We start from the raw sequence: 18,768 nt of genomic DNA, 5'->3' as shown, positions 1-18,768 counted from the left end.
GGGAACCGCGACTCCTCATCCACCTCCGCCGCGAAAGGAGCGATCTTGGCCTCGGCCAGCTCACGCACCGAACTCCGCAGCAGCTCATGCTCCTCAGACGGCGCGTACGAGGGAATGTCGCTCATCGTTCCTCCAGGTTGCCGGGGATGCGGGCCGATACTTTGACGGCCAATATTTGGACGCCAAATTAAGCGAGCGGGCTGGCGCCGTCAAGGCGGTCTCCGGCGGTCACAGGTGCCGCAGCAGCAGGGCGAGCGCCGGGTCGTCGTTTCGTGGAAGTAGCGGGCCTCGACGGGCGAGTACTGACGCTGCGGGGCTCCGCCGGTGAGGCGGCGGCCCGCGGCCGTCGAGCTGCTGGAGCAGGGGTCGAACCTGCATGACGTGATCCAGAGTCACGCATCCTGCCATTGGATGATCCAGCACGGGTGCCCGCCGGCGGGCGGTGGCGTCCGCCCGCCCGTGGGCACGGGGAGGACCGGCCGGGGGTCGTTACTCCCGCCGGTCCAGTCCAGAGCCGCACCCGGGAATCGAACCCGGTTCTGCTGGGTGGAAGCCAGCCGCCTCACCATTCAGGCCTGTGCGACGCGCGGAGCCGGGAAAGCTCCGCTCGGTGGCCGTCCGAGGAGTCGAACCTCGTCCTCCCGGGTTTCGACCGGGCGCTCGTCCACATGAGCTCGAAGGCCGTGGATCGGGCCGGATTCGAACCGGCATCCTCCCGCTTGCAAGGCGGGCGCTCTCCCCATTGAGCTACTGACCCTTGAGGGAAACGAAAGGCCGCCGGGATCTCTCCCTGGCGGCCTCCGGCGGAGCTTGGCGGCCCTATCCAGAGGCGTTTCCGATAAAGGCGGGACCCTGACCCGCGCCGAATCCGGAAAGCCGCGGGGCCTGCTGGGTGATGGTCGTGACCATGGCCGCCGCTCCTTCCCGTCCGTTTCCGATCAGTGGCTTGCTCCTATGGTGCGGGACGCCGGCCGGGCGCGCAACGCCTTTTCCATGCGATCGCCCCGGGCCGTTCGGGGAGAACCGGCCCGGGGCGATCCGGATATGCGTCACGCCGCCCCGCGGCGGCTGCGGCCGCGACCGGGGGTCAGCAACCGCCCCAGAACGCGGAACGGCAGGGTCACGACGCTGACGATCGTCCCGACAATGGCGCTGATCGCTGCGCTGATGCGGCGCATCTGGCTTCACTCCTTCGGTTCGGTCCTGACCGACCGATACCCGCCTGTGGAGTTTTACACCGGCTTTGCGCCGACAATGACCGTGGCGGAGAATTCCTCGGACGCCGCGACGGCGGCCGCGAGGCCGCCGGCCTCCACGGCGGCGACGGCCGCGGCGGCCTGCCGCTCGCTCGTCTCGAACAGCAGGCGGCCGCCCGGGGCGAGCCAGCGCGACGCCTCGGCGGTGACGCGGCGCAGCACGTCGAGGCCGTCCGGGCCGCCGTCGAGCGCCGAGCGCGGTTCGTGGTCGCGCGCCTCCGCAGGCATCAGCGCGACGTCCCCGGTCGGGACGTAGGGGACGTTCGCCAGAAGCACGTCGACCCGCCCGCGCAGCTCACCGGGGACGGGGTCGAAGAGGTCGCCCTCGTGGGCCGTGCCCCCGTACGGCGCGATGTTGCCGCGGGCGCAGCGCACCGCCGCGGGTTCGATGTCGGCGGCGTGCAGGACGCACTCCCCCACGCCGGAGGCGAGGGCGGCCCCGAGCGCGCCCGATCCGCAGCACAGGTCGAGGATCATCGGCCGGGGAGGCGCGAGGGCGTGGGCCCGCCGGACGAGGAACTGGGTGCGGTGCCGCGGCACGAAGACCCCGGGTTCGACGGCGATCCGCAGCCCGCAGAACATCGCCCAGCCGAGGACGTGTTCGAGCGGCTCGCCGTTCGCGCGCCGCTCGACCATGGCGGCGGCGTCGTCCGGGGTGCGGGCCGTGGAGAGGATGAGCCGCGCCTCGTCCTCCGCGAACACGCAGCCGGCGGCGCGGAGTCTGGAGACGATGGCGGGTTCGGTGAGGGGTGGTGTCATAGGAGTCCGCAACTGTATCCGGGACCGCGGCGGTCCGCGCGTTCCGGGCACGGCCGGCCCGGCGCGACAATGGAGCGTCGTCCACGAGCCGGGGGTCGGGAAGTGCCGGAGAGATCGGATCTGAAGGCCGACTGCGCCAGTTGCTTCGGGCTGTGCTGCGTCGCGCTGCCGTTCTCGCGGTCCGCCGACTTCGCCGTGGACAAGGACGCGGGCGAGCCCTGCCGCAACCTCTTGGCCGACTTCCGCTGCGGCATCCACGCCGACCTCCGGGAGCGCGGCTTTCCGGGCTGCACGGTCTTCGACTGCTTCGGCGCCGGGCAGAAGGTGTCGCGCGAGACCTTCTCCGGCACGGACTGGCGCGGGGATCCGGACGTCGGGCGACGCATGTTCGCCGTGTTCCCCGTGATGCGCCAGCTCCACGAGATGCTCTGGTACCTGGACCAGGCCGCGGCGATGCCGTCCTCCGGCCCGATCCGCGACGAGCTGCGGCGGGCGTCCGCCGAGGTCGACCGCCTCACCGAGGGCGGCCCCGCCGAGGTCGCCGAGGTGGACGTCCGGGCCGTCCGGGAGAGGGTGAACGGCCTGCTGTCGCGGGCGGGAGAGCTCGCCAGGGCGGGTGTCCCCGGACGGAGGAAGAACCGGCGGGGGGCGGATCTGGTGGGGGCGAGGCTCAAGGGGGCCGACCTGCGGGGCGCCGACCTGCGCGGCGCGTATCTGATCGCCGCCGACCTCCGAGGGGCGGACCTGCGGGTCGCCGACCTGACCGGCGCGGACCTGCGGGACGCCGATCTGCGGGGCGCCGACCTCACCGGATGCCTCTTCCTGACCCAGGCGCAGCTCGACTCGGCGCGCGGCGACGCGGCGACGCGGCTTCCCGCCGCGCTGGCGCGGCCCGCGCACTGGTGACCCCCGCGGCCTGATCTTGTTTAGCCGCCCTGTCAAGGGGCATTTCCGCCTGTCAAAGGGCATTTCCGCAGCGCACGTCGTCGGGGGGTCGCGTGGTGCGGGTCAGATGGTGGGGGACGGGCGTGGTGGCGCTGGTGCTGCTGGTCTTCGGCGCCGGGCTTCCCTTGCTCGACCGGGCCCTCGGGACCCGCGGGCAGCCGCTGGCGCCGGGCACGGTGGTGTCGGTCGGGACGGAGCGCGGCGGCGTCCGCCCGGTGACGTTCTCGGTCACCTCCCCCGGCTGGGTCCTGAACCGGGGCACCACCTCCCTCGCCAGCAGCGCCGAACTGCTCAGCGGCGACGTGGTCTTCGACCTCAGCGTGGTGGTCCCGCTGGGATCGGCGGACACCCGGGCGCTGTGGGGCGGCCTCGGGCGGATCGTCGCCGCGGGCGGGCGCACGCGCCTCGGGACGGGCCCCGTCCCGTTCACGACCGCGCAGGGCCTGACCGGGCTGACCGGACGGCTCGCGGGGCGCGAGCGCGTCGGCACGGCGACCGTGTTCGCCAAGGGGACGCTCGGCGCGGCGGTCACGGCGACGGGCCCGCCGCGCGCCTTCGGGGACGCGGCCCCGCAGGTCGAGGCGATGGTGCGGACGATCAGGATCGCGGCGCCATGGGGATGACCCGCGGCGGGCCGGTGCGCCGTCCCGCGTTCTGGCTGTGGGCGGCGGCGTGCCTGCTCGGCGCCTGGATCGCGCTGCGCGGGATCGGCGCGCACGTCGCGGCTTTCCCCTCCGGCGCGATCGCCGGGGCCGTGCTGCTCGCGCCGGCGCTGGCCGGCGGAGTGTGGCTGCTGCGGCGGCTGCACCCCGTCCGCTCGCCGCCGCTCGGCTACGCGCTGATCGCGGTGGCGTGGGGCGGGCTGGCCGCGTTCGGGACCGCGCTGCCCGCCAACGCGGCGTTCCAGGCGATCGTCGGGAAGACCGCCGGGCCGGGGTTCAACGCCGCCTGGGGCGCGTCGATCGCCGCGCCGGTGGACGAGGAGATCCTGAAACTGCTCGGCGTCGCGACGCTGGCGCTGATGGCGCCGGCCGCGGTCCGCGGGCCGCTCGACGGGTGGGGCTACGGCGCGCTGTCGGGGCTGGGTTTCCAGTTCGCGGAGAACTTCCTGTACGTACTGAACACGATCGTCCTCACGGGCGCCACGCACGACGCGAACGCGGCGTTCTTCTCGTTCGGCACCCGGGTGGTCTGCGGGGCGTGGTGGAGCCACTGGGCGATGACGGCGGTCGGCGGCGCGGGCCTGGGCTGCCTGATCGGACGCGCCTCCAAGGCGCACCTCACCGCCGCGGTGGGCGCGTTCGTCCTGGCGATGGCGCTGCACTCCTGGTGGGACGCCCCCGTCCTGACCGGGCTGGTGCTGATGCCGGTGAAGGGCGCGCCGATCCTGCTGGCGGCGGTCGTCTCCTACCGCCTGGCCAGGCGCCGCTACCTCTCGCACTTCCGGCGCACGGTGCACGCCGAGACGCGGGGCGGCGTCCTGATACCGGGCGAGGGCCACGTGCTCGCGTTCCGCAAGTGGCGCCGGAAGGAGCAGTGGGGCGTGCCGGCCGGGGAGACGCGCCAGCTGCTCGAACGGCTCCGGACCGCCGAGCTCGCCCTCATCGAGGACGGCCTCGGCGGCCTGGAACCGGACCCGCGGGCCGCCGAGCGGCTGCGCACCGACATCCGCGCCCTGCGGGACGACCTCAAGGCGTCCGGCGCGAACGTGCGCGTGGCGTAGCGGCGAGGACGTAGGCGCAGGCGACCGCGCAGACGGCGGCGGCGACGAGCAGGGCGTCGGCCGGATCGCGGGAGCCGTCCCCCGCTCCGACCGGCGCGAACGCCCCCATGATCGCGACGCCGAGGGTGGCGCCGAGCTGCCGGACGGCGTTCAGCAGGCCGCCCGCCGCGCCGGCCGCGCCCTCGGGGGCCGCGGCGACGACCATCGTCGCGAGGGCGGGCAGCGCGAACGACACGCCGAACCCGGTGCACAGAAGGCCCGCGACGAGCGGCGGGTAGGACGCGCCGTCCGGCAGCACGGCGCCGAACAGCACTCCCCCGGCGGTCAGCAGGCCCAGTCCCGCCAGGACGGGGCGGCGCGGCCCCGTCCGCGCGACGATGCGCCCGGTGAGCAGCGGGTTGAAAGCGAACGGCAGGGTCATCGGCAGGAACGCCAGGCCGGTCTGGAACGGCGTCAGCCCGAGGCTCTGCCGGAACACCAGCGGCAGCACGAACAGCACTCCGGTCATGACGAAGTTGACCGCGGCGCCGGCGGCCAGCGCGGCTCGCATTCCCGGCGCCCGGAGCACCGCCGGGACCAGGACCGGCGCCCGGCTCCCGCGCTCGCGGACCGCGAACGCCGCGCCGGCCGCGACCGCTCCGGCCGCCGAGGCGGCCGCGTGGACGCCCGGGCCGCCGCCCAGGGCGATGAGGGCGTCGGTCAGCAGTCCCAGCGCGGCGCACGCGAGGAGCTGCGCCGCCGGGTCGATGCGCCGGACCCCGCGCGGGCAGCGCACGGCCCGTCCCGCCGCGAGCCCGAGGACGGCGGCGGCGAGCGGGACGTTCACCAGGAAGATCGCGCGCCAGCCCGCGAGGCCGACCAGGGCGCCGCCCGCGACGGGGCCGGCGGCGAGGGCGGCGCCGCTGGTCGCCGCCCAGGTCGCCACGGCGCGGGCGCGCTCGGCGGGCGCGGGGTACAGGCGGACGATCATCGCCATGGACGCGGGCACGCAGGCCGCGGCGGCGGCGCCGAGGACCGCGCGCAGCGCGACGAGCGTCCACAGGTCCGGCGCCGCGGCGCACAGCAGCGACCCCGCGCCGAAGGCCGCGACGCCCGCGCGGAAGACGCGGTGCGCGCCGTACCGGTCGGCGAGGGCGCCCGCCGACAGCAGCAGCGCCCCGAATACGACGGTGTAGCCGGTGACGGCCCATTGCAGGCCCGCGACCGTCCCGTTCAGGGAGTCGGCGAGGTCGGGTTCGGCCACCGAGAGGACGGTCGTGTCGAGCAGCACCATGAAGTAGCCGAGCGAGATGCCGAGGAGGGCGAGGCCGCGCCGCCCGGGGGCCGCGTCCGCCGGTGCGGAGGGGAGAGCCGAGGTCATGGGGCCCCAGTCTGGGAATCCGCGCCGCCGGGCTCCACCGGCGGAACCGCACGGCGCGTTCGGAATATCCGAACGGACGGGCCGGGTTGCCACCGGCATGGAACTGCGCCAGCTGCGGACGTTCGAGGCCGTCCTCGCCCACCGGACCGTCACCGACGCGGCCAACGCGCTCGGTCTCGCGCCGTCGTCGGTGTCGGAGCAGATCCGCGCGCTGGAGGCGTCGCTGGGCGTCCCGCTGTTCCACCGCGGCCCGAAGGGCATGCGGCCGACCGAGGCGGGCGAGCGGATGCGCGGGTGGGCGCGGCGCCTGCTGCGGCAGGCGGAGGAGGCCCGCCGCGAGGTGGCCGGGGAGCGGCCGGTGCTGCGGCTCGGCGCGCTGGAGTCGATCGCCGCCACGCACGTCCCCCGCGTCCTGGCCAGGCTGGCCGAGCGGCGGCCCGGGCTGCGGGTCGAGGTCCGGTCGGACGCGGCCCGCGACCGGCTCCTCGACGCGGTCGCCTCCGGGGACCTGGAGGCCGCGCTGCTGCTGGACGCCGGGGAGGACGTGGGCGGGCTCGGTTTCCCGCCCCCGCCGGCGCCGCTGGACTTCGTCGACGTGGAGCCGGTGCCGCTCGCCCTCGTCGCCGCGCCGGACCACCGGCTCGCCGCGGCCCCCCGCCTGGCCGCCGGCGACCTGCACGGCGAGAAGCTGCTGGTCAACGTGCCGGCGTGCTCGTTCTGGATGGCCGGCGAGCGGCTTCTCGGCTCCGCGGTCGAGCGGGTCAGGGCGGGCAGCGTCACCGTGATGGCGTCCTGGGCCGAGCAGGGCCTCGGCATCGCGCTGCTCCCCGAGTTCGCCGTCCGCGACCGGCTGGCCACCGGAACCCTCGCCCGGCTGGCGTTCGACGCCCCGGACCTGGGCCTCCGCCTCGTCTGGCGCGCCGACCGGGAAGCCCTTCCCGGCATGCGGGAGGTGCTCTACGCGGCCGGCGCCTGACCCTGTCCGCGCCGCCGACACGGAGCGTTTGTCCCTACCCACCCCGGGTAGCCGCCAGAGGACACCACTGCTCGGCGGGGGAGAACGCTATGGCAGGGCAAAACGGGAGCGAGACCGCGAAGGCCGAGCGGGTGCGGCAGCTCTTCTGGGGGGTCAACGACCGGCTCGGGTCCGCCGAGTTCCTGGACAAGAACATCCGCAAGGCGTTCCCCAAGCACTGGTCGTTCCTGCTCGGCGAGATCGCGCTCTACTCGTTCGTCGTCCTCCTGCTCACCGGCGTCTATCTGACGCTGTTCTTCCACCCGAGCGGCACGGAGATCGTCTACGACGGCTCGTACGGCCCGCTCAAGGGCGTCAGGGTCAGCGAGGCGTACGCCTCCACCCTGCACGTGTCGTTCGACGTGCGGGGCGGGCTGCTGATGCGGCAGATCCACCACTGGGGGGCGAACGTCTTCGTCGCGGCGATCTGCGTCCACCTCCTGCGGGTCTTCTTCACCGGTGCCTTCCGCAAGCCGCGGGAGATCAACTGGGTGATCGGCACGACGCTGTTCACGCTGGCCGTCGCCGAGGGGTTCGCCGGGTACTCGCTGCCGGACGACCTGCTGTCGGGCACCGGCCTGCGGATCTTCCAGGGCATCCTGCTGTCGGTCCCGCTCGCCGGGACGTACGCGGCCCTGTGGGCCTTCGGCGGGCAGTTCCCCTCCGCCGAGGAGTTCATCCCGCGGCTGTTCACCGTGCACATCCTGCTCATCCCCGGGATCCTGCTGGCCCTCATCACCGCGCACCTGATGATCCTCTGGCACCAGACCCACACGATCTTCCCGGGCCGGGGGCGGCGGGAGCGGGCGGTGACCGGGGAGCCGACCTTCCCGCACTTCGCGACGCAGAGCACGGCCTACTTCCTCTTCACCTTCGGCGTCCTGGCCGGGCTGGCGGCCTTCTTCCAGATCAACCCGGTCTGGCTGTACGGCCCCTACGACCCGGACCAGGTGTCGTTCGGCTCCCAGCCCGACTGGTACGTCGGGTTCCTCGAAGGCTCGCTGCGCATCATGCCGCCCCTGTCCACGACCGTCGCCGGGCACACGATCTCCTGGAACGTGCTGGTCCCCGCCGTCCTCCTGCCCGGCGCGTTCTTCACGCTCATCGGCCTGTACCCGTTCGTGGAGCGCTGGGCCACGGGGGACGAGCGCCTGCACCACCTGCTGGACCGGCCGCGCAACGCCGCGACCAGGACCGCGATCGGGGCCGCCGTCATCGCCTGGTACGGCAACCTGCTGGCGGCCGGCGGCAACGACTACCTCTCCTCGACCTTCAAGATCCCGCTGTTCTGGACGACCTGGTTCTTCCGCGCCGGCTTCTTCGTCCTCCCGATCGCGGCCTTCGCCGTCACCCGCCGGGTCTGCCTGAGCCTGCAGCGCCGCGACCTGCGGACGCGCGAGGAGGGCGTGGAGAGCGGCCTGGTCTCGCTGACGCCGGACGGGGGGTTCCGGGAGCGGCACGAGCAGCCGTCGGAGGAGGCGGAGGCGCTGATGCGGGCCCGGCGGCCCGGCGACCTGGTCGCGCCCTACCCGCACCACGTGATCCCGCTGCCGACACCGGACCGGGCCCGCACGCAGGTCCGGACCCGCGTCAACCGCTTCTATCTCAACTACCAGGCGGAGTCGCACGGCGGCGGCCAGGGCGACCTGCGGAAGAGCGGCCCGGAGGACGGCCAGGGCGAGTGACCGGCGCCCGTCAGCCGGACCATCCCGGCGGCGGCAGCGCCGGCTCGGCCTCCTGCGGCGGCTCCTTCGGCGGGTAGTGCAGGTCGAACGCGGGGCGCGAGGAGCGGATGCGCGGCATCGAGGTGAAGTTGTGGCGGGGAGGCGGGCACGAGGTCGCCCATTCCAGCGAGGCGCCGGCGCCCCACGGGTCGTCCGTCCCGACGCGTTCGGCGTGCCGCCAGGACCACAGCACGTTCCACAGGAACGCGAACGTCGAGGCGCCCAGGACGAACGAGCCGATCGACGACACGAAGTTCAGGGTCGCGAACTGGTCGGCGTAGTCGGCGTAGCGCCGCGGCATGCCTTCGGCGCCCAGCCAGTGCTGGACGAGGAAGGTGGTGTGGAAGCCGAAGAACAGCGACCAGAAGTGGACCTTCCCCCAGGTCTCGTTCAGCTTCCGGCCCGTCATCTTCGGCCACCAGAAGTAGAACCCGCCGAACATCGCGAACACCACGGTGCCGAACAGCACGTAGTGCAGATGGGCGACGACGAAGAAGGAGTCGGTGAGGTGGAAGTCCATGGGGGGCGAGGCGAGGATGACCCCCGTCAGGCCGCCGAACAGGAACGTCACCAGGAACCCGAGCGCGAACAGCATGGGCGTCTCGAAGGTCAGATGCCCCTTCCAGAGCGTCCCGACCCAGTTGAAGAACTTCAGGCCGGTCGGCACGGCGATCATGAATGAGGTGATGGAGAAGAACGGCAGCAGCACGCCGCCGGTGGCGAACATGTGGTGCGCCCAGACCGTCATCGACAGCCCGGTGATCGCGATGGTGGCGCCGACCATGCCGAGGTAGCCGAACAGCGGCTTGCGGCTGAACACCGGGAGGATCTCGGTGATGATCCCGAAGAACGGCAGCGCCGCGATGTAGACCTCGGGATGGCCGAAGAACCAGAACAGGTGCTGCCAGAGCAGCGCGCCGCCGTTGGAGGGGTCGTAGATGTGGGCGCCCAGCCTGCGGTCGGCCTCCAGCGCGAACAGCGCCGCGGTCAGCACGGGGAAGGCGATGAGGACCATCAGGCTGGTCAGCAGCACGTTCCAGGTGAAGATCGGGAGCCGGAACATCACCATGCCCGGGGCGCGCATCGCGATGATCGTGGAGATCATGTTCACGGAGGTCAGGATCGTTCCCAGGCCCGACAGGATCAGTCCCATGGCCCACATGTCGCCGCCCTGGTTCGGCGTGTACGTCTGGGTGGACAGGGGCGTGTAGGCGAACCAGCCGAAGCCGGGGGCCCCGCCCGGCATGATGAACGAGGCCAGCACCATGAGCGCGCCGAACAGGAACAGGTAGTAGGTGAGCGCGTTCATCCGCGGGAAGGCCACGTCCGGCGCGCCGATCTGCAGCGGGACGAGCACGTTGGCGAACCCGGCGAAGAGCGGGGTGGCGAACAGCAGCATCATGATCGTGCCGTGGATGGTGAACAGCTCGTTGTAGGTCTGGTTGCTCACCACCTGCTTGCCGGGCTCCAGCAGTTCGGCACGCATCAGCATGGCCATGAGCCCGGCGGCCAGGAACATCCCGAACGACGTTCCCAGATAGAGGTAGCCGACCATCTTGTGGTCGGTCGTCGCCAGCACGTGGCCGATTCTCGTTCCCTTGCGGTGCCGCGCGAGCGCGTCGGCGACGCTCGTGTCCTGCCGCCCCTGCACGGTCGTCATCCCGGCCCTCCCCTCCCCCCGTCCGGCCCCATCCGGCCACTTGCCGCGCACGCCGGTTTCAAACGCGGCGGGAGGGGGCCGGAGCGGCCCTGAAATCCGGCATTTCTCCTTAAAAGCCCACAAGCCGATGGCCTGGGGAATCGGGCGAGGGATGAAGGCGCGAAGTTCGGGAAAGCGCCGAAGAATGGCACGTTCGAAGGAGCCCCCCGTGCGAGACGAGAAGCTCACCCCCCGGGCCCGGGAGCCCGCCGGACCACCGCGCCCGCGGGACGCCGGCGGGCAGGCCGGTGTCGCGGCCGCGCGCGACGAGGCCGCACGCGCGCTCGACCGGCTGGACGCCGCGCGCAGGAGGATGGCGCGGGCGCAACGCGAGACCGGTGCCGCCGCCGGCGCGCCGCCGGCGGACGAGCGGCGGCTCGCGGAAGCCGCGCACGCCCTGGCGGAGGCCGCACGCGAACTCGCCCGGCTCGTCCGCGACCACGGACCGCGTCCCAGCACCGGCACCGGCACCGGCACCGGCACCGGCACCCGGGAACGCACCCGGCGGCCGGGCAGCGGCGAGCCGCTCGTGACCCTCGACCTGGCCCACCGCTTCGGGCCCGGCTGGCGGCTGTACCAGTTCACGACCGCGGACCGTGACGCCCACCGCTGGCATCTGCGCCACGACGGGCACGCCGCCGGGACCGTGACGCACGTCCTGAACCTGCGCGGCCGCAGGACGGGCTGGGAGGCCTACGACGCCCGCGGATTCCGGCTGCGCCCCGAACCGGGGCCGGACGCGTACCCGCCCGCCATGCCCTCCCTCTGGGCGACCAGGACGGCGGCCGTGCGCGCCGTCGCGCGGGCCCACCGCTGCCCCTGACGGCCGGGCGCGGACGTTTCGCCCCGGCCGCCCGGGTAGGGCCGCCTGGGACGGAGCCCGTCCCACCGGAGGAGCACGATGAAGGCTGTCACCTGGCACGGCAAGCGCGACGTCCGCGTCGACGAGGTCCCCGATCCGAAGATCAAGGAGGCGAACGACGCGGTCATCCGGGTCACCTCGACCGGCATCTGCGGATCGGACCTGCACCTGTACGAGGTGCTCGGGCCGTTCATGAGCGAGGGCGACATCCTCGGCCACGAGCCGATGGGCGTCGTCGAGGAGACCGGGCCGGACGTCACCCACGTCCGACCCGGCGACCGCGTGGTCATCCCGTTCAACATCGCGTGCGGGCACTGCCACATGTGCGGCCTCGAGCTGTACGCCCAGTGCGAGACGACGCAGGTCCGCGAGCAGAACACCGGCGCGGCCCTGTTCGGCTACACGCGGCTGTACGGGCAGGTGCCCGGCGGGCAGGCCGAGTACCTGCGGGTACCACAGGCCCAGTTCGGGCCGATCAAGGTGCCCGAGGGGCCGCCGGACGAGCGGTTCGTCTACCTGTCGGACGTGCTCCCCACGTCCTGGCAGGCGGTGGCCTTCGCCGACATCCCCGAGGGCGGTTCGGTCACCGTGCTCGGGCTCGGCCCGATCGGGCAGATGTCGGCCCGCGTGGCCCGCCGTCTCGGCCACCGGGTGATCGCGGTCGACCTCGTCCCGGAGCGGCTGGAGATGGCGCGCCGGCACGGGATCGAGGTGATCGACGCCTCCGACGCCGACGACGTGCCGGACGCGGTCCGGCAGCTCACCGGCGGGCGCGGCACCGACTCGGTGATCGACGCCGTCGGCATGGAGGCGCACGGCTCCCCCGGCGCCAAGATCGCTCAGGCCCTCACCGGGCTCATGCCGGGCAACTCCGCCGCGCCGCTGATGGCGCGGGTCGGGGTGGACCGGCTCGCGGCGCTCACCACGGCCATCGAGGTCGTGCGGCGGGGCGGGACGATCTCCCTCAGCGGCGTGTACGGCGGCATGACGGACCCGCTGCCGATGATGCAGATGTTCGACAAGGGCGTCACCCTGCGCATGGGCCAGGCCCACGTCAAGCGCTGGATCGACGACCTGATGCCGCTCATCGCCGACGACGCCGACCCGCTCGGCGTGATGGACCTCGCCACGCACCGCTGGCCGCTGGAGAGGGCGCCCGAGGCCTACGAGATGTTCCAGAAGAAGCGGGACGGCGCCGTCAAGATCCTGCTGCGGCCGGGCACGTGACGGCGCCCGCCGGGTGATCGCGGACCAGGGCCGCCCGCCCTAGGCTTTCCGGCACGTCCTCGGGCGTGCCGATGACCGAGGCTCTGGAGGTGGACCCGATGCACCCGTTCCGCGCCGCCATCGAGAAGGGCGACCTGGACGCCCTTCCGGCGCTGCTGGCCGAGGACGTGACGTTCCTCAGCCCGGTGGCGTTCGCGCCGTACGAGGGACGTGCCACGGCCACCGCGATCCTGCGCGCGGTGACCCGGGTCTTCGCCGACTTCCGCTACGTCCGCGAGATCGGCGGCGGCCGGGACCACGCGCTGGTCTTCAAGGCGCGGATCGGCGACCGCGAGGTGCACGGCTGCGACTTCCTGCACCACGACGACGCCGGGCTCATCGACGAGTTCTGCGTCATGGTCCGGCCGCTGTCGGGCGCGCAGGCGCTCGCGGACGCGATGGCGGTGCAGTACGAGAACGTCAGACGCGAGATGGGCCTCGCCTGACCCCGGGCCTCCCTTCAGACGCTCACCGGTGAGGGGAGGGAGCCGTCCTCGGCGCGGCGGCCCTCGTGCTCGAGGCGCGCCAGCCGGGCCGAGGTGAGGGCGGCGCGGAACAGCTGGAGGCCGCGCGCGGAGCTCGGGTCGACGCCGGACAGGGCCCGGATGCGGTCCAGCCGGTAGTGCAGCGTGCGGCGGTGGATCCACAGCTCCCGCGCGGCGCGCTCGCGGTCGAGGTTGCAGGCGAGCAGCACCTCCAGCGTCCGCCGCAGGTCGGTGCCGGCGTCGAGCGGGGACAGCACGGCGGCGAGCCGCCCGCGGATCGCGGGCTGCCCGAGGATCGCCAGCTCGACGAGCAGCTCGTCGGCCCCGTAGGGGCGGTCCTCGGCGTCCGGGATGGCCTTGGCGATCGTCAGGACGCGGGAGGCCTCCTCCAGCGCCGCCGGGATGCCGGCGACGCCGCGCCGGCAGGACCGGGCGGCGTGCACGGGCCCGCGCGAACGGGCGGCGAGGCCCGCGGTGAACTCGGCGGCCAGGTCCTCCGCGCGCAGCGGTTCGGCGGCCGGGAACAGCACGGTCAGCCCCTCCGGGCCGCCGGAGTACAGCACGCCCTCCCAGGACTCCAGGCGCTCGCTCTCCCGCTCCCAGTCCTGTTCCGCGAGCGCGGGGGCCTCGCACCGCAGGACGAGGTAGGCGGGCGCGAGGCGGACGCCGGCCGCGTCGGCGATCACTCCGGCGGGAGCGCCGTCGATCAGGGTCTCGGCGAGGAGCCGGCGCAGCGGCCGCGATATCGTCCCCTCGCGGGGCGCCTCCGCGTACCCCTGGATGCAGGCCTCCCGCGCGCCGGCCGCGAGCCGGGCCGCGTGCGCGGTCAGCTCGGCCATCTCGGTGAAGCAGCCGGGCGGCGCGACCGTCCAGCACGACCGCGCCGCGGCGGCGAGGGCCAGGTCCCACGCCTCCGACAGCACCGGCAGCGGGATCGCCTGCCGGGCCGCGAGGACGCCGAGGTCGCGGAAGCGGTCGCGGTCGTCCTCGGGGAGGGGCGACCGGCGCAGGACGAGGCCGAGCAGCCGGGCGCAGGTCTCCCGGCGCCCGCCGAACATCGGGCCCGCCGCCCGGCGGATCGGCTGGTAGGCGGGGTGGCCGTGCAGGGCCTCCCGGATCGCCGTGGCGACCCGCGGGCAGTGCGCGGCGAGGACTTCCGGGAGGCCGCCGGAAACGGTCATCGACGATCCTCCCCTAGGCCGCGGCCAGCGGCAGCCCGGGCAGGTGGCCGACGGTGCCCTCCACTGCCCGGTGCAGCTCCCGGACGCAGCCCGGATCGCCGCCGAGCATGTCGAGCAGGCCGTGGGCGCGCCCGGCCAGCGGCGCGACGGAGGCGGCGTGGGACTCGGCGACCTCCTCGTCGAGCATCCAGGCGGCCATCTCGGCGCGCGCGGACGCCGAGTGGCGGGCGGAGGCGTGCAGCGCGAGGGCCTCGCGGCGCCGCGCGGGCGGCAGCCCGGCCAGCAGGTGGACGAGCAGGTGCGTGGCGGTGCCGGCGGCGAGGCCCTCGTGCCGCCCGGAGACGAGGTCGCGCCGGTCGTCGGCGAGCCGGCACAGCACGCCGAACGCGCGGCCGTACGCCCGCCAGCCCGCGACCCGGTGGTCGTCCGCTCCGGCGAGGCGCGCCGCCGAGGCCGCGGCCATCGCGTAGGGCGCGCCGGTCCTGCCCTCGTAGCCGCGCAGCACCGACTCGCAGGTGGCGTTCGGCGCCCGCTCGGCGAGGACGCGGAGCCGCCCGTCGACGGCGTCCACCCAGGCGCGCGAGAGCTCGTCCGCGAGCGCGGCGCGCACGGCGGCGCCGACGGGCATGCCGGCGATGAGCCGGCCGGGCAGCTGGCCGCCGACGGCCAGCGCGGTGAGCACCCTCCCGCCGGCGGCGGCGCCCGCGGGGGCCGGCGCGCCGGCGGAGGTGAGGTCGTCGAGGTGGCGCGCCGACGCCCACCAGAGCAGGTGCAGCACGGCGACGGGCATGGCGGGGCCCGGCGCGCCGGTCTCCGCCCCGTGCACCAGCAGCGGCAGCGTGATCACTTCTCTCACGCCCGGACGCGGGCCCTCGGCCCGGACGAGCCCGAAGAACTCCACGAGGAACTCCGACATGGCGCCCCCGACCATCTCGCGGCCCCCGTCGACGCCCATCGCGAGGCCCTCGGCGAGCAGCTCGCACAGCCTCGCCATCTCCACCTCGACCTCGGCGATCGCCCGTTCCTGGGCGGCTCTGCCGAACGCTCCCTCGTCCACGTGCCAACTCCTCTGCTGCGGGGTGTCGCGAGCCGTGCCGGCGCCGCCGTCCGGCTCGATCCGGGCGCCGTCGGGAACGCCGGCTCACGAAATCGAGCGATGACGGACCCGGCCATGCGCGTTTCCTTTTCCCGGCCCGACGCTCGCCGACCCGCTCAGGAAACGGCGCCGGACGCTCTTCCAGGGAAGGGCGGAAAAGCCGACCGGACGGCCGTCATCTTGCTACAGAAAAGCGGATCCATGAACTGCACCCCTGGGCAGTCCGGGGCGCGCCGGGCTGCCCGGTCCGGCAACCGGCACGACGCGGACACGCTCCGCGACAGGCGCCGCCGGCCCGGAAACCGCATGTCAGCGTCCGCTTGCGAGAGGGCGGCCGGCCGCGGGCGGCGTCGATCGCGCACGTCACCCGCCTTCCGGGAGACCGAGCGCCGCGCGTTTCCACCTGATCAACGCCGCGCATTATCCGGCGGATCGCACAAGGTATATTTTCAAATTATTCTTCAATTGCCCGGATCGACCGTGCTCTGTGACGTTGCCCACAGATTATTGGCAGAATGCGGCCAGTGCGGCGGGGCCCGGCGCGGCGGCTCGCGTGAGCGTCCGCCGCGCCGGGCCCCGTCCCCCGATCCGTCCCGCCCGCGGGCGGGAGGCCGTCCCCGGCCGCGGGTCAGGCCGGCACGTGCGCCTTCTTGCGCGTCCAGTGCCGGTGCGCCGCGACCGCCTCGACCAGCTTGGCGGGGAAGCCGCCGCCCGCCCCGCGCCCGGTGACGACGCCGGCGTCGCTGACGGCGTCCCCGTCGGAGAACCGCACGCCGTCGATGCCGGCCCGCTCCAGCAGGCCGATGCCCTCGTCGAGCGCGCCGATCGCCTTGCAGTGGACGAAGGCCTCGGCGACGAAGTGCACGGCGTCGCCGTCCCCCGCCAGCGTCCGCACGCTCTGCTCGCCGCCCGGCACGAGCACGGCGTCGTAGAGGACGGACGCGACCGTCGGCATGGCGCGGGTCACCTCGATCTGCCCGCCGTTCGCCGCCTGGACGAAGCCGTCCTTCGCGGCGAGGACCTCGACCACCGCCCCGGCCTCGGTGAGCGCGTCGCCGACCGCCGCGACGGCCGCCGAGTCGGCCCCGTCCGCCACCAGCACCGCGATCTTGCGGCCCTGGACGGAGTCCGCGCGCGCGTTCGCCTGGCTCAGCGCGGGCGAGGTGCGGCCGTGGTTCGCCGTCGCCGGCTCCCCGGGCGGCTCCACCCCGACGCCCTCGGCGACCTGGACGGCGAGGGCGTGGTCGACGTGGTTGAGGTGCTCGATGACGCCCTCCCGGATGTGCCGGTGGTCGCACTTGCCGAGCTCGAACCGGAACGCGCCGACGATGTGCTCCTTCTCCCACTCGGACATGCTGTTCCAGAACAGCGTCGCCTGGGAGTAGTGGTCGGCGAAGCTCTCGCTGCGCTTGCGGATCTTGTTGCCGTCCACCCGCTCCTGGTAGTGGGTGAAGGAGCCCTCGCCGCCCACCGCCGGGCAGCCCCCCGACAGCGAGTTCTTGTGGTAGCTCGCCCGCCCCTGGTGGATGTCCGTCTGGTGGTAGCCGTCGCGGTGGTGGTTGCGGACGGGCGCGACGGGACGGTTCACGGGGAGCTGCGGGAAGTTCGGCCCGCCGAGCCGGATCAGTTGCGTGTCCAGGTAGGAGAACAGCCGCGCCTGCAGCAGCGGGTCGTTGGTGAAGTCGATGCCGGGCACGACGTTGCCGAGGTGGAAGGCGACCTGCTCGGTCTCGGCGAAGAAGTTGTCGGGGTTGCGGTCGAGCACCAGCGTGCCGACCGGCCGCACCGGCACCCGCTCCTCCGGAATGATCTTGGTCGGGTCGAGCAGGTCGAAGTCGAACGCGTGCTCGTCCTCCTCCGGGACGAGCTGGACCCCGAACTCGTACTCGGGGAAGGCGCCGGCCTCGATCCGCTCCCAGAGGTCGGCCCGGTTGAAGTCGGGGTTCTTCCCCGCGATCTTCTGGGTCTCGTCCCAGGCGAGCGAGTGGATCCCGAGCCTGGGCTTCCAGTGGAACTTCACGAACGTCGCGCGCCCCTCGGCGTTCACGAGCCGGAAAGTGTGGACGCCGAAGCCCTCCATCATCGCGTAACTGCGCGGCAGCGCCCGGTCCGACATGAGCCACATCATCATGTGCATGGTCTCGGGCTGGAGTTGCACGAAGTCCCAGAGGGTGTCGTGCGCGGAGGACGCCTGCGGGATCTCGCTCGCCGGCTCGGGCTTCACCGCGTGCACGAAGTCGGGGAACTTGATGCCGTCCTGGATGAAGAAGACCGGCATGTTGTTGCCGACGAGGTCGAAATTGCCCTGCCGCGTGTAGAACTTCGTGGCGAACCCGCGGACGTCCCGGACCGTGTCGGCGGAGCCGCGGGACCCGGCGACGGTGGAGAACCGCACGAACACCGGCGTCGTCAGCGAGGTGTCCGTCAGGAATTCGGCCGTCGTGTACTCGGCGAGGGACTCGTGCAGCGTGAAATGGCCGTAGGCTCCCGAACCGCGCGCGTGCACGACCCGCTCGGGAATCCGCTCGTGGTCGAAATGGGTGATCTTCTCGCGCAGATGGAAATCCTCCAGCAGCGAGGGTCCGCGCTCCCCCGCGGAGAGCGAGTTGTCGGTGTCGTCGACCCGGATGCCCTGGTCGGTGGTGAGCCTCGCCCCTTCCGGGCTCACCCGCCGAGGGTCCAGTTGCTCCTGCTTCCGGTCGTTGCGGCCGGTGGGGTCGCCCATGCTCTGGCTCCTCGGGTGATGAGTCGGTGGCGGTGGCTGCGCCCGTGATGGGGCGGCTACCCCGGTAACTCCGCGGCATGCGTTGTTTGACCGGAACTTGGGCCTCCCTCCGTCCCACCCGGTCCAGGCGCTCGTGCTCGCTCTGACCCGGGGAGGACGGGAACGGCGACCGTGCGAACCGGCGCCGCGGCGGCCGGCGCGCACCCTTCTTCCGTGCTCCCCGCGCGTCCCGCCACCATGTCCGCCCCCGGAATCCGCTACGGTCAAGGTCGCCGCGTCGGCAAGGGGAAGGAAGACACAGAACACATGGCCGAGAAGGTCATTCGGGTGGACGACATCGACGGCTCCGAAGGAGCCGATGTCGCAAAGCGGGACTTCGAAGTCCTCGACCGGACGTTCACGATCGACTTGAACGATGACAACTACAAGCGGCTGAACGAGATGCTGGACGCCCTCGCGCCCTTCATCGAGAACGCCGCCGAGGTGAAGCCGGCAGGGAAGGGCCGCAAGTCGCGCACCGCGAAGATCAAGGGCTACACGAACGGCGATGTCCGCGCGTGGGCATTGCGTGAGGACATCGAAGTCTCCGAACGTGGCAAGATATCGGATGAGGTCTATGCTGCATTCATCGAGGCACATCCGGACGCCAAGCCGGACGCATAGCTAGAGGGA

The 18,768-nt window shown here is 73.3% G+C and carries 18 protein-coding genes and 4 tRNA genes; 9 read left to right on the top strand and 13 right to left on the bottom strand.

The window, feature by feature from the left end:
• From AB0C87_RS30400 to AB0C87_RS30365, 8 genes are all read right to left on the bottom strand, one after another.
• The coding region (locus AB0C87_RS30400) for an acyl-CoA dehydrogenase family protein (RefSeq protein ID WP_360580659.1) at positions 1-125 on the bottom strand (125 nt) is incomplete at its 3' end.
• 103 nt (positions 126-228) lie between these two features.
• The gene (locus AB0C87_RS30395; RefSeq protein WP_360580652.1) at positions 229-378 is read right to left on the bottom strand and encodes a hypothetical protein; all 150 of its coding nucleotides are present in this window, start codon (positions 376-378) and stop codon (positions 229-231) included.
• A tRNA-Gln gene (locus AB0C87_RS30390) sits at positions 352-422 on the bottom strand. Before AB0C87_RS30390 ends, AB0C87_RS30395 begins: the two co-directional genes overlap by 27 nt.
• Before the next feature lie 90 nt (positions 423-512).
• A tRNA-Gly gene (locus tag AB0C87_RS30385) sits at positions 513-584 on the bottom strand.
• 27 nt (positions 585-611) lie between these two features.
• Positions 612-683, bottom strand: a tRNA-Phe gene (locus tag AB0C87_RS30380).
• A gap of 1 nt (position 684) precedes the next feature.
• Positions 685-757: transfer RNA gene (locus tag AB0C87_RS30375), tRNA-Ala, on the bottom strand.
• A 292-nt stretch (positions 758-1,049) separates the two neighbouring features.
• A complete protein-coding gene (locus AB0C87_RS30370; RefSeq protein ID WP_268248260.1) occupies positions 1,050-1,178 on the bottom strand; it encodes an LPFR motif small protein in 129 nt (42 codons plus the stop codon).
• A gap of 54 nt (positions 1,179-1,232) precedes the next feature.
• Positions 1,233-2,015, bottom strand: coding sequence for a putative protein N(5)-glutamine methyltransferase (locus AB0C87_RS30365; RefSeq protein ID WP_360580650.1), 783 nt, complete (start codon positions 2,013-2,015; stop codon positions 1,233-1,235).
• 102 nt (positions 2,016-2,117) lie between these two features.
• Between AB0C87_RS30365 and AB0C87_RS30360 the strand changes: the two genes are divergently transcribed.
• From AB0C87_RS30360 to AB0C87_RS30350, 3 genes are all read left to right on the top strand, one after another.
• Positions 2,118-2,921, top strand: coding sequence for a pentapeptide repeat-containing protein (locus AB0C87_RS30360; RefSeq protein ID WP_360580648.1), 804 nt, complete (start codon positions 2,118-2,120; stop codon positions 2,919-2,921).
• 92 nt (positions 2,922-3,013) lie between these two features.
• Positions 3,014-3,583 (top strand): hypothetical protein, encoded by a 570-nt coding sequence (locus AB0C87_RS30355; RefSeq protein ID WP_360348496.1) that lies wholly within the window; start codon positions 3,014-3,016, stop codon positions 3,581-3,583.
• A complete protein-coding gene (locus tag AB0C87_RS30350; RefSeq protein WP_360580646.1) occupies positions 3,574-4,683 on the top strand; it encodes a PrsW family intramembrane metalloprotease in 1,110 nt (369 codons plus the stop codon). Before AB0C87_RS30355 ends, AB0C87_RS30350 begins: the two co-directional genes overlap by 10 nt.
• On the opposite strand, the gene AB0C87_RS30345 is transcribed toward AB0C87_RS30350, so the two are convergent.
• Complete coding sequence (locus tag AB0C87_RS30345) at positions 4,649-6,043, bottom strand: MFS transporter (protein ID WP_360580644.1); 1,395 nt, start codon at positions 6,041-6,043, stop codon at positions 4,649-4,651. The two genes, AB0C87_RS30350 and AB0C87_RS30345, sit on opposite strands and share 35 nt — an antisense overlap.
• Before the next feature lie 97 nt (positions 6,044-6,140).
• Here AB0C87_RS30345 and AB0C87_RS30340 point away from each other — a divergent pair, with 97 nt between their 5' ends.
• Both AB0C87_RS30340 and AB0C87_RS30335 read left to right on the top strand, forming a co-directional pair.
• Positions 6,141-7,019: a LysR family transcriptional regulator gene (locus AB0C87_RS30340; protein ID WP_360580642.1), complete on the top strand. Its 879-nt coding sequence runs from the start codon at positions 6,141-6,143 to the stop codon at positions 7,017-7,019.
• 89 nt (positions 7,020-7,108) lie between these two features.
• Positions 7,109-8,743: a ubiquinol-cytochrome c reductase cytochrome b subunit gene (locus tag AB0C87_RS30335; RefSeq protein WP_360580640.1), complete on the top strand. Its 1,635-nt coding sequence runs from the start codon at positions 7,109-7,111 to the stop codon at positions 8,741-8,743.
• A 10-nt stretch (positions 8,744-8,753) separates the two neighbouring features.
• Here AB0C87_RS30335 and ctaD read toward each other — a convergent pair whose 3' ends face one another.
• Entirely contained in the window at positions 8,754-10,442 is a 1,689-nt protein-coding gene (gene ctaD / locus AB0C87_RS30330; RefSeq protein WP_345175225.1) for a cytochrome c oxidase subunit I, read from the bottom strand.
• 208 nt (positions 10,443-10,650) lie between these two features.
• Between ctaD and AB0C87_RS30325 the strand changes: the two genes are divergently transcribed.
• The 3 genes from AB0C87_RS30325 (at position 10,651) to AB0C87_RS30315 (ending at position 13,055) form a co-directional block, all read left to right on the top strand.
• Positions 10,651-11,304: a hypothetical protein gene (locus AB0C87_RS30325; protein ID WP_360580637.1), complete on the top strand. Its 654-nt coding sequence runs from the start codon at positions 10,651-10,653 to the stop codon at positions 11,302-11,304.
• 78 nt (positions 11,305-11,382) lie between these two features.
• Positions 11,383-12,570, top strand: a complete 1,188-nt coding sequence (locus AB0C87_RS30320; RefSeq protein ID WP_353832074.1) for an alcohol dehydrogenase catalytic domain-containing protein — start codon at positions 11,383-11,385, stop codon at positions 12,568-12,570.
• A gap of 98 nt (positions 12,571-12,668) precedes the next feature.
• Positions 12,669-13,055 (top strand): nuclear transport factor 2 family protein, encoded by a 387-nt coding sequence (locus AB0C87_RS30315; RefSeq protein ID WP_345175609.1) that lies wholly within the window; start codon positions 12,669-12,671, stop codon positions 13,053-13,055.
• Between the two features lie 14 nt (positions 13,056-13,069).
• Here the strand turns inward: AB0C87_RS30315 and AB0C87_RS30310 are convergent, their stop codons facing one another.
• The 3 genes from AB0C87_RS30310 to AB0C87_RS30300 form a co-directional block, all read right to left on the bottom strand.
• Positions 13,070-14,275 carry a helix-turn-helix domain-containing protein gene (locus AB0C87_RS30310; protein WP_360580635.1) on the bottom strand — a complete coding sequence of 402 codons (1,206 nt, stop codon included), beginning with the start codon at positions 14,273-14,275 and terminating at the stop codon, positions 13,070-13,072.
• 13 nt (positions 14,276-14,288) lie between these two features.
• On the bottom strand, positions 14,289-15,332 hold the full coding sequence (locus AB0C87_RS30305) for a hypothetical protein (protein WP_360580633.1): 1,044 nt from the start codon (positions 15,330-15,332) through the stop codon (positions 14,289-14,291).
• A gap of 667 nt (positions 15,333-15,999) precedes the next feature.
• Complete coding sequence (locus AB0C87_RS30300) at positions 16,000-18,096, bottom strand: catalase (RefSeq protein WP_360580631.1); 2,097 nt, start codon at positions 18,094-18,096, stop codon at positions 16,000-16,002.
• A 171-nt stretch (positions 18,097-18,267) separates the two neighbouring features.
• Between AB0C87_RS30300 and AB0C87_RS30295 the strand changes: the two genes are divergently transcribed.
• Positions 18,268-18,759 (top strand): Lsr2 family protein, encoded by a 492-nt coding sequence (locus tag AB0C87_RS30295; protein ID WP_345175231.1) that lies wholly within the window; start codon positions 18,268-18,270, stop codon positions 18,757-18,759.
• Positions 18,760-18,768 lie beyond the last annotated feature (9 nt).

This window comes from Actinomadura sp. NPDC048021 (genome assembly GCF_040653135.1).
In the GTDB taxonomy this organism is placed as follows: Bacteria; Actinomycetota; Actinomycetes; order Streptosporangiales; family Streptosporangiaceae; genus Spirillospora; species Spirillospora verrucosospora.
This window is presented reverse-complemented; position numbering and strand designations above follow the sequence as displayed.

What these genes read in the sequence shown, in the direction of transcription:
- AB0C87_RS30395 (WP_360580652.1), bottom strand. Translation starts at nt 378, where the DNA reads ATGCAGGTTCGACCCCTGCTCCAGCAGCTCGACGGCCGCGGGCCGCCG.
- AB0C87_RS30370 (WP_268248260.1), bottom strand. Translation starts at nt 1,178, where the DNA reads ATGCGCCGCATCAGCGCAGCGATCAGCGCCATTGTCGGGACGATCGTC.
- AB0C87_RS30365 (WP_360580650.1), bottom strand. Translation starts at nt 2,015, where the DNA reads ATGACACCACCCCTCACCGAACCCGCCATCGTCTCCAGACTCCGCGCC.
- AB0C87_RS30350 (WP_360580646.1), top strand. Translation starts at nt 3,574, where the DNA reads ATGGGGATGACCCGCGGCGGGCCGGTGCGCCGTCCCGCGTTCTGGCTG.
- AB0C87_RS30345 (WP_360580644.1), bottom strand. Translation starts at nt 6,043, where the DNA reads ATGACCTCGGCTCTCCCCTCCGCACCGGCGGACGCGGCCCCCGGGCGG.
- AB0C87_RS30340 (WP_360580642.1), top strand. Translation starts at nt 6,141, where the DNA reads ATGGAACTGCGCCAGCTGCGGACGTTCGAGGCCGTCCTCGCCCACCGG.
- AB0C87_RS30335 (WP_360580640.1), top strand. Translation starts at nt 7,109, where the DNA reads ATGGCAGGGCAAAACGGGAGCGAGACCGCGAAGGCCGAGCGGGTGCGG.
- ctaD (WP_345175225.1), bottom strand. Translation starts at nt 10,442, where the DNA reads ATGACGACCGTGCAGGGGCGGCAGGACACGAGCGTCGCCGACGCGCTC.
- AB0C87_RS30320 (WP_353832074.1), top strand. Translation starts at nt 11,383, where the DNA reads ATGAAGGCTGTCACCTGGCACGGCAAGCGCGACGTCCGCGTCGACGAG.
- AB0C87_RS30315 (WP_345175609.1), top strand. Translation starts at nt 12,669, where the DNA reads ATGCACCCGTTCCGCGCCGCCATCGAGAAGGGCGACCTGGACGCCCTT.
- AB0C87_RS30310 (WP_360580635.1), bottom strand. Translation starts at nt 14,275, where the DNA reads ATGACCGTTTCCGGCGGCCTCCCGGAAGTCCTCGCCGCGCACTGCCCG.
- AB0C87_RS30300 (WP_360580631.1), bottom strand. Translation starts at nt 18,096, where the DNA reads ATGGGCGACCCCACCGGCCGCAACGACCGGAAGCAGGAGCAACTGGAC.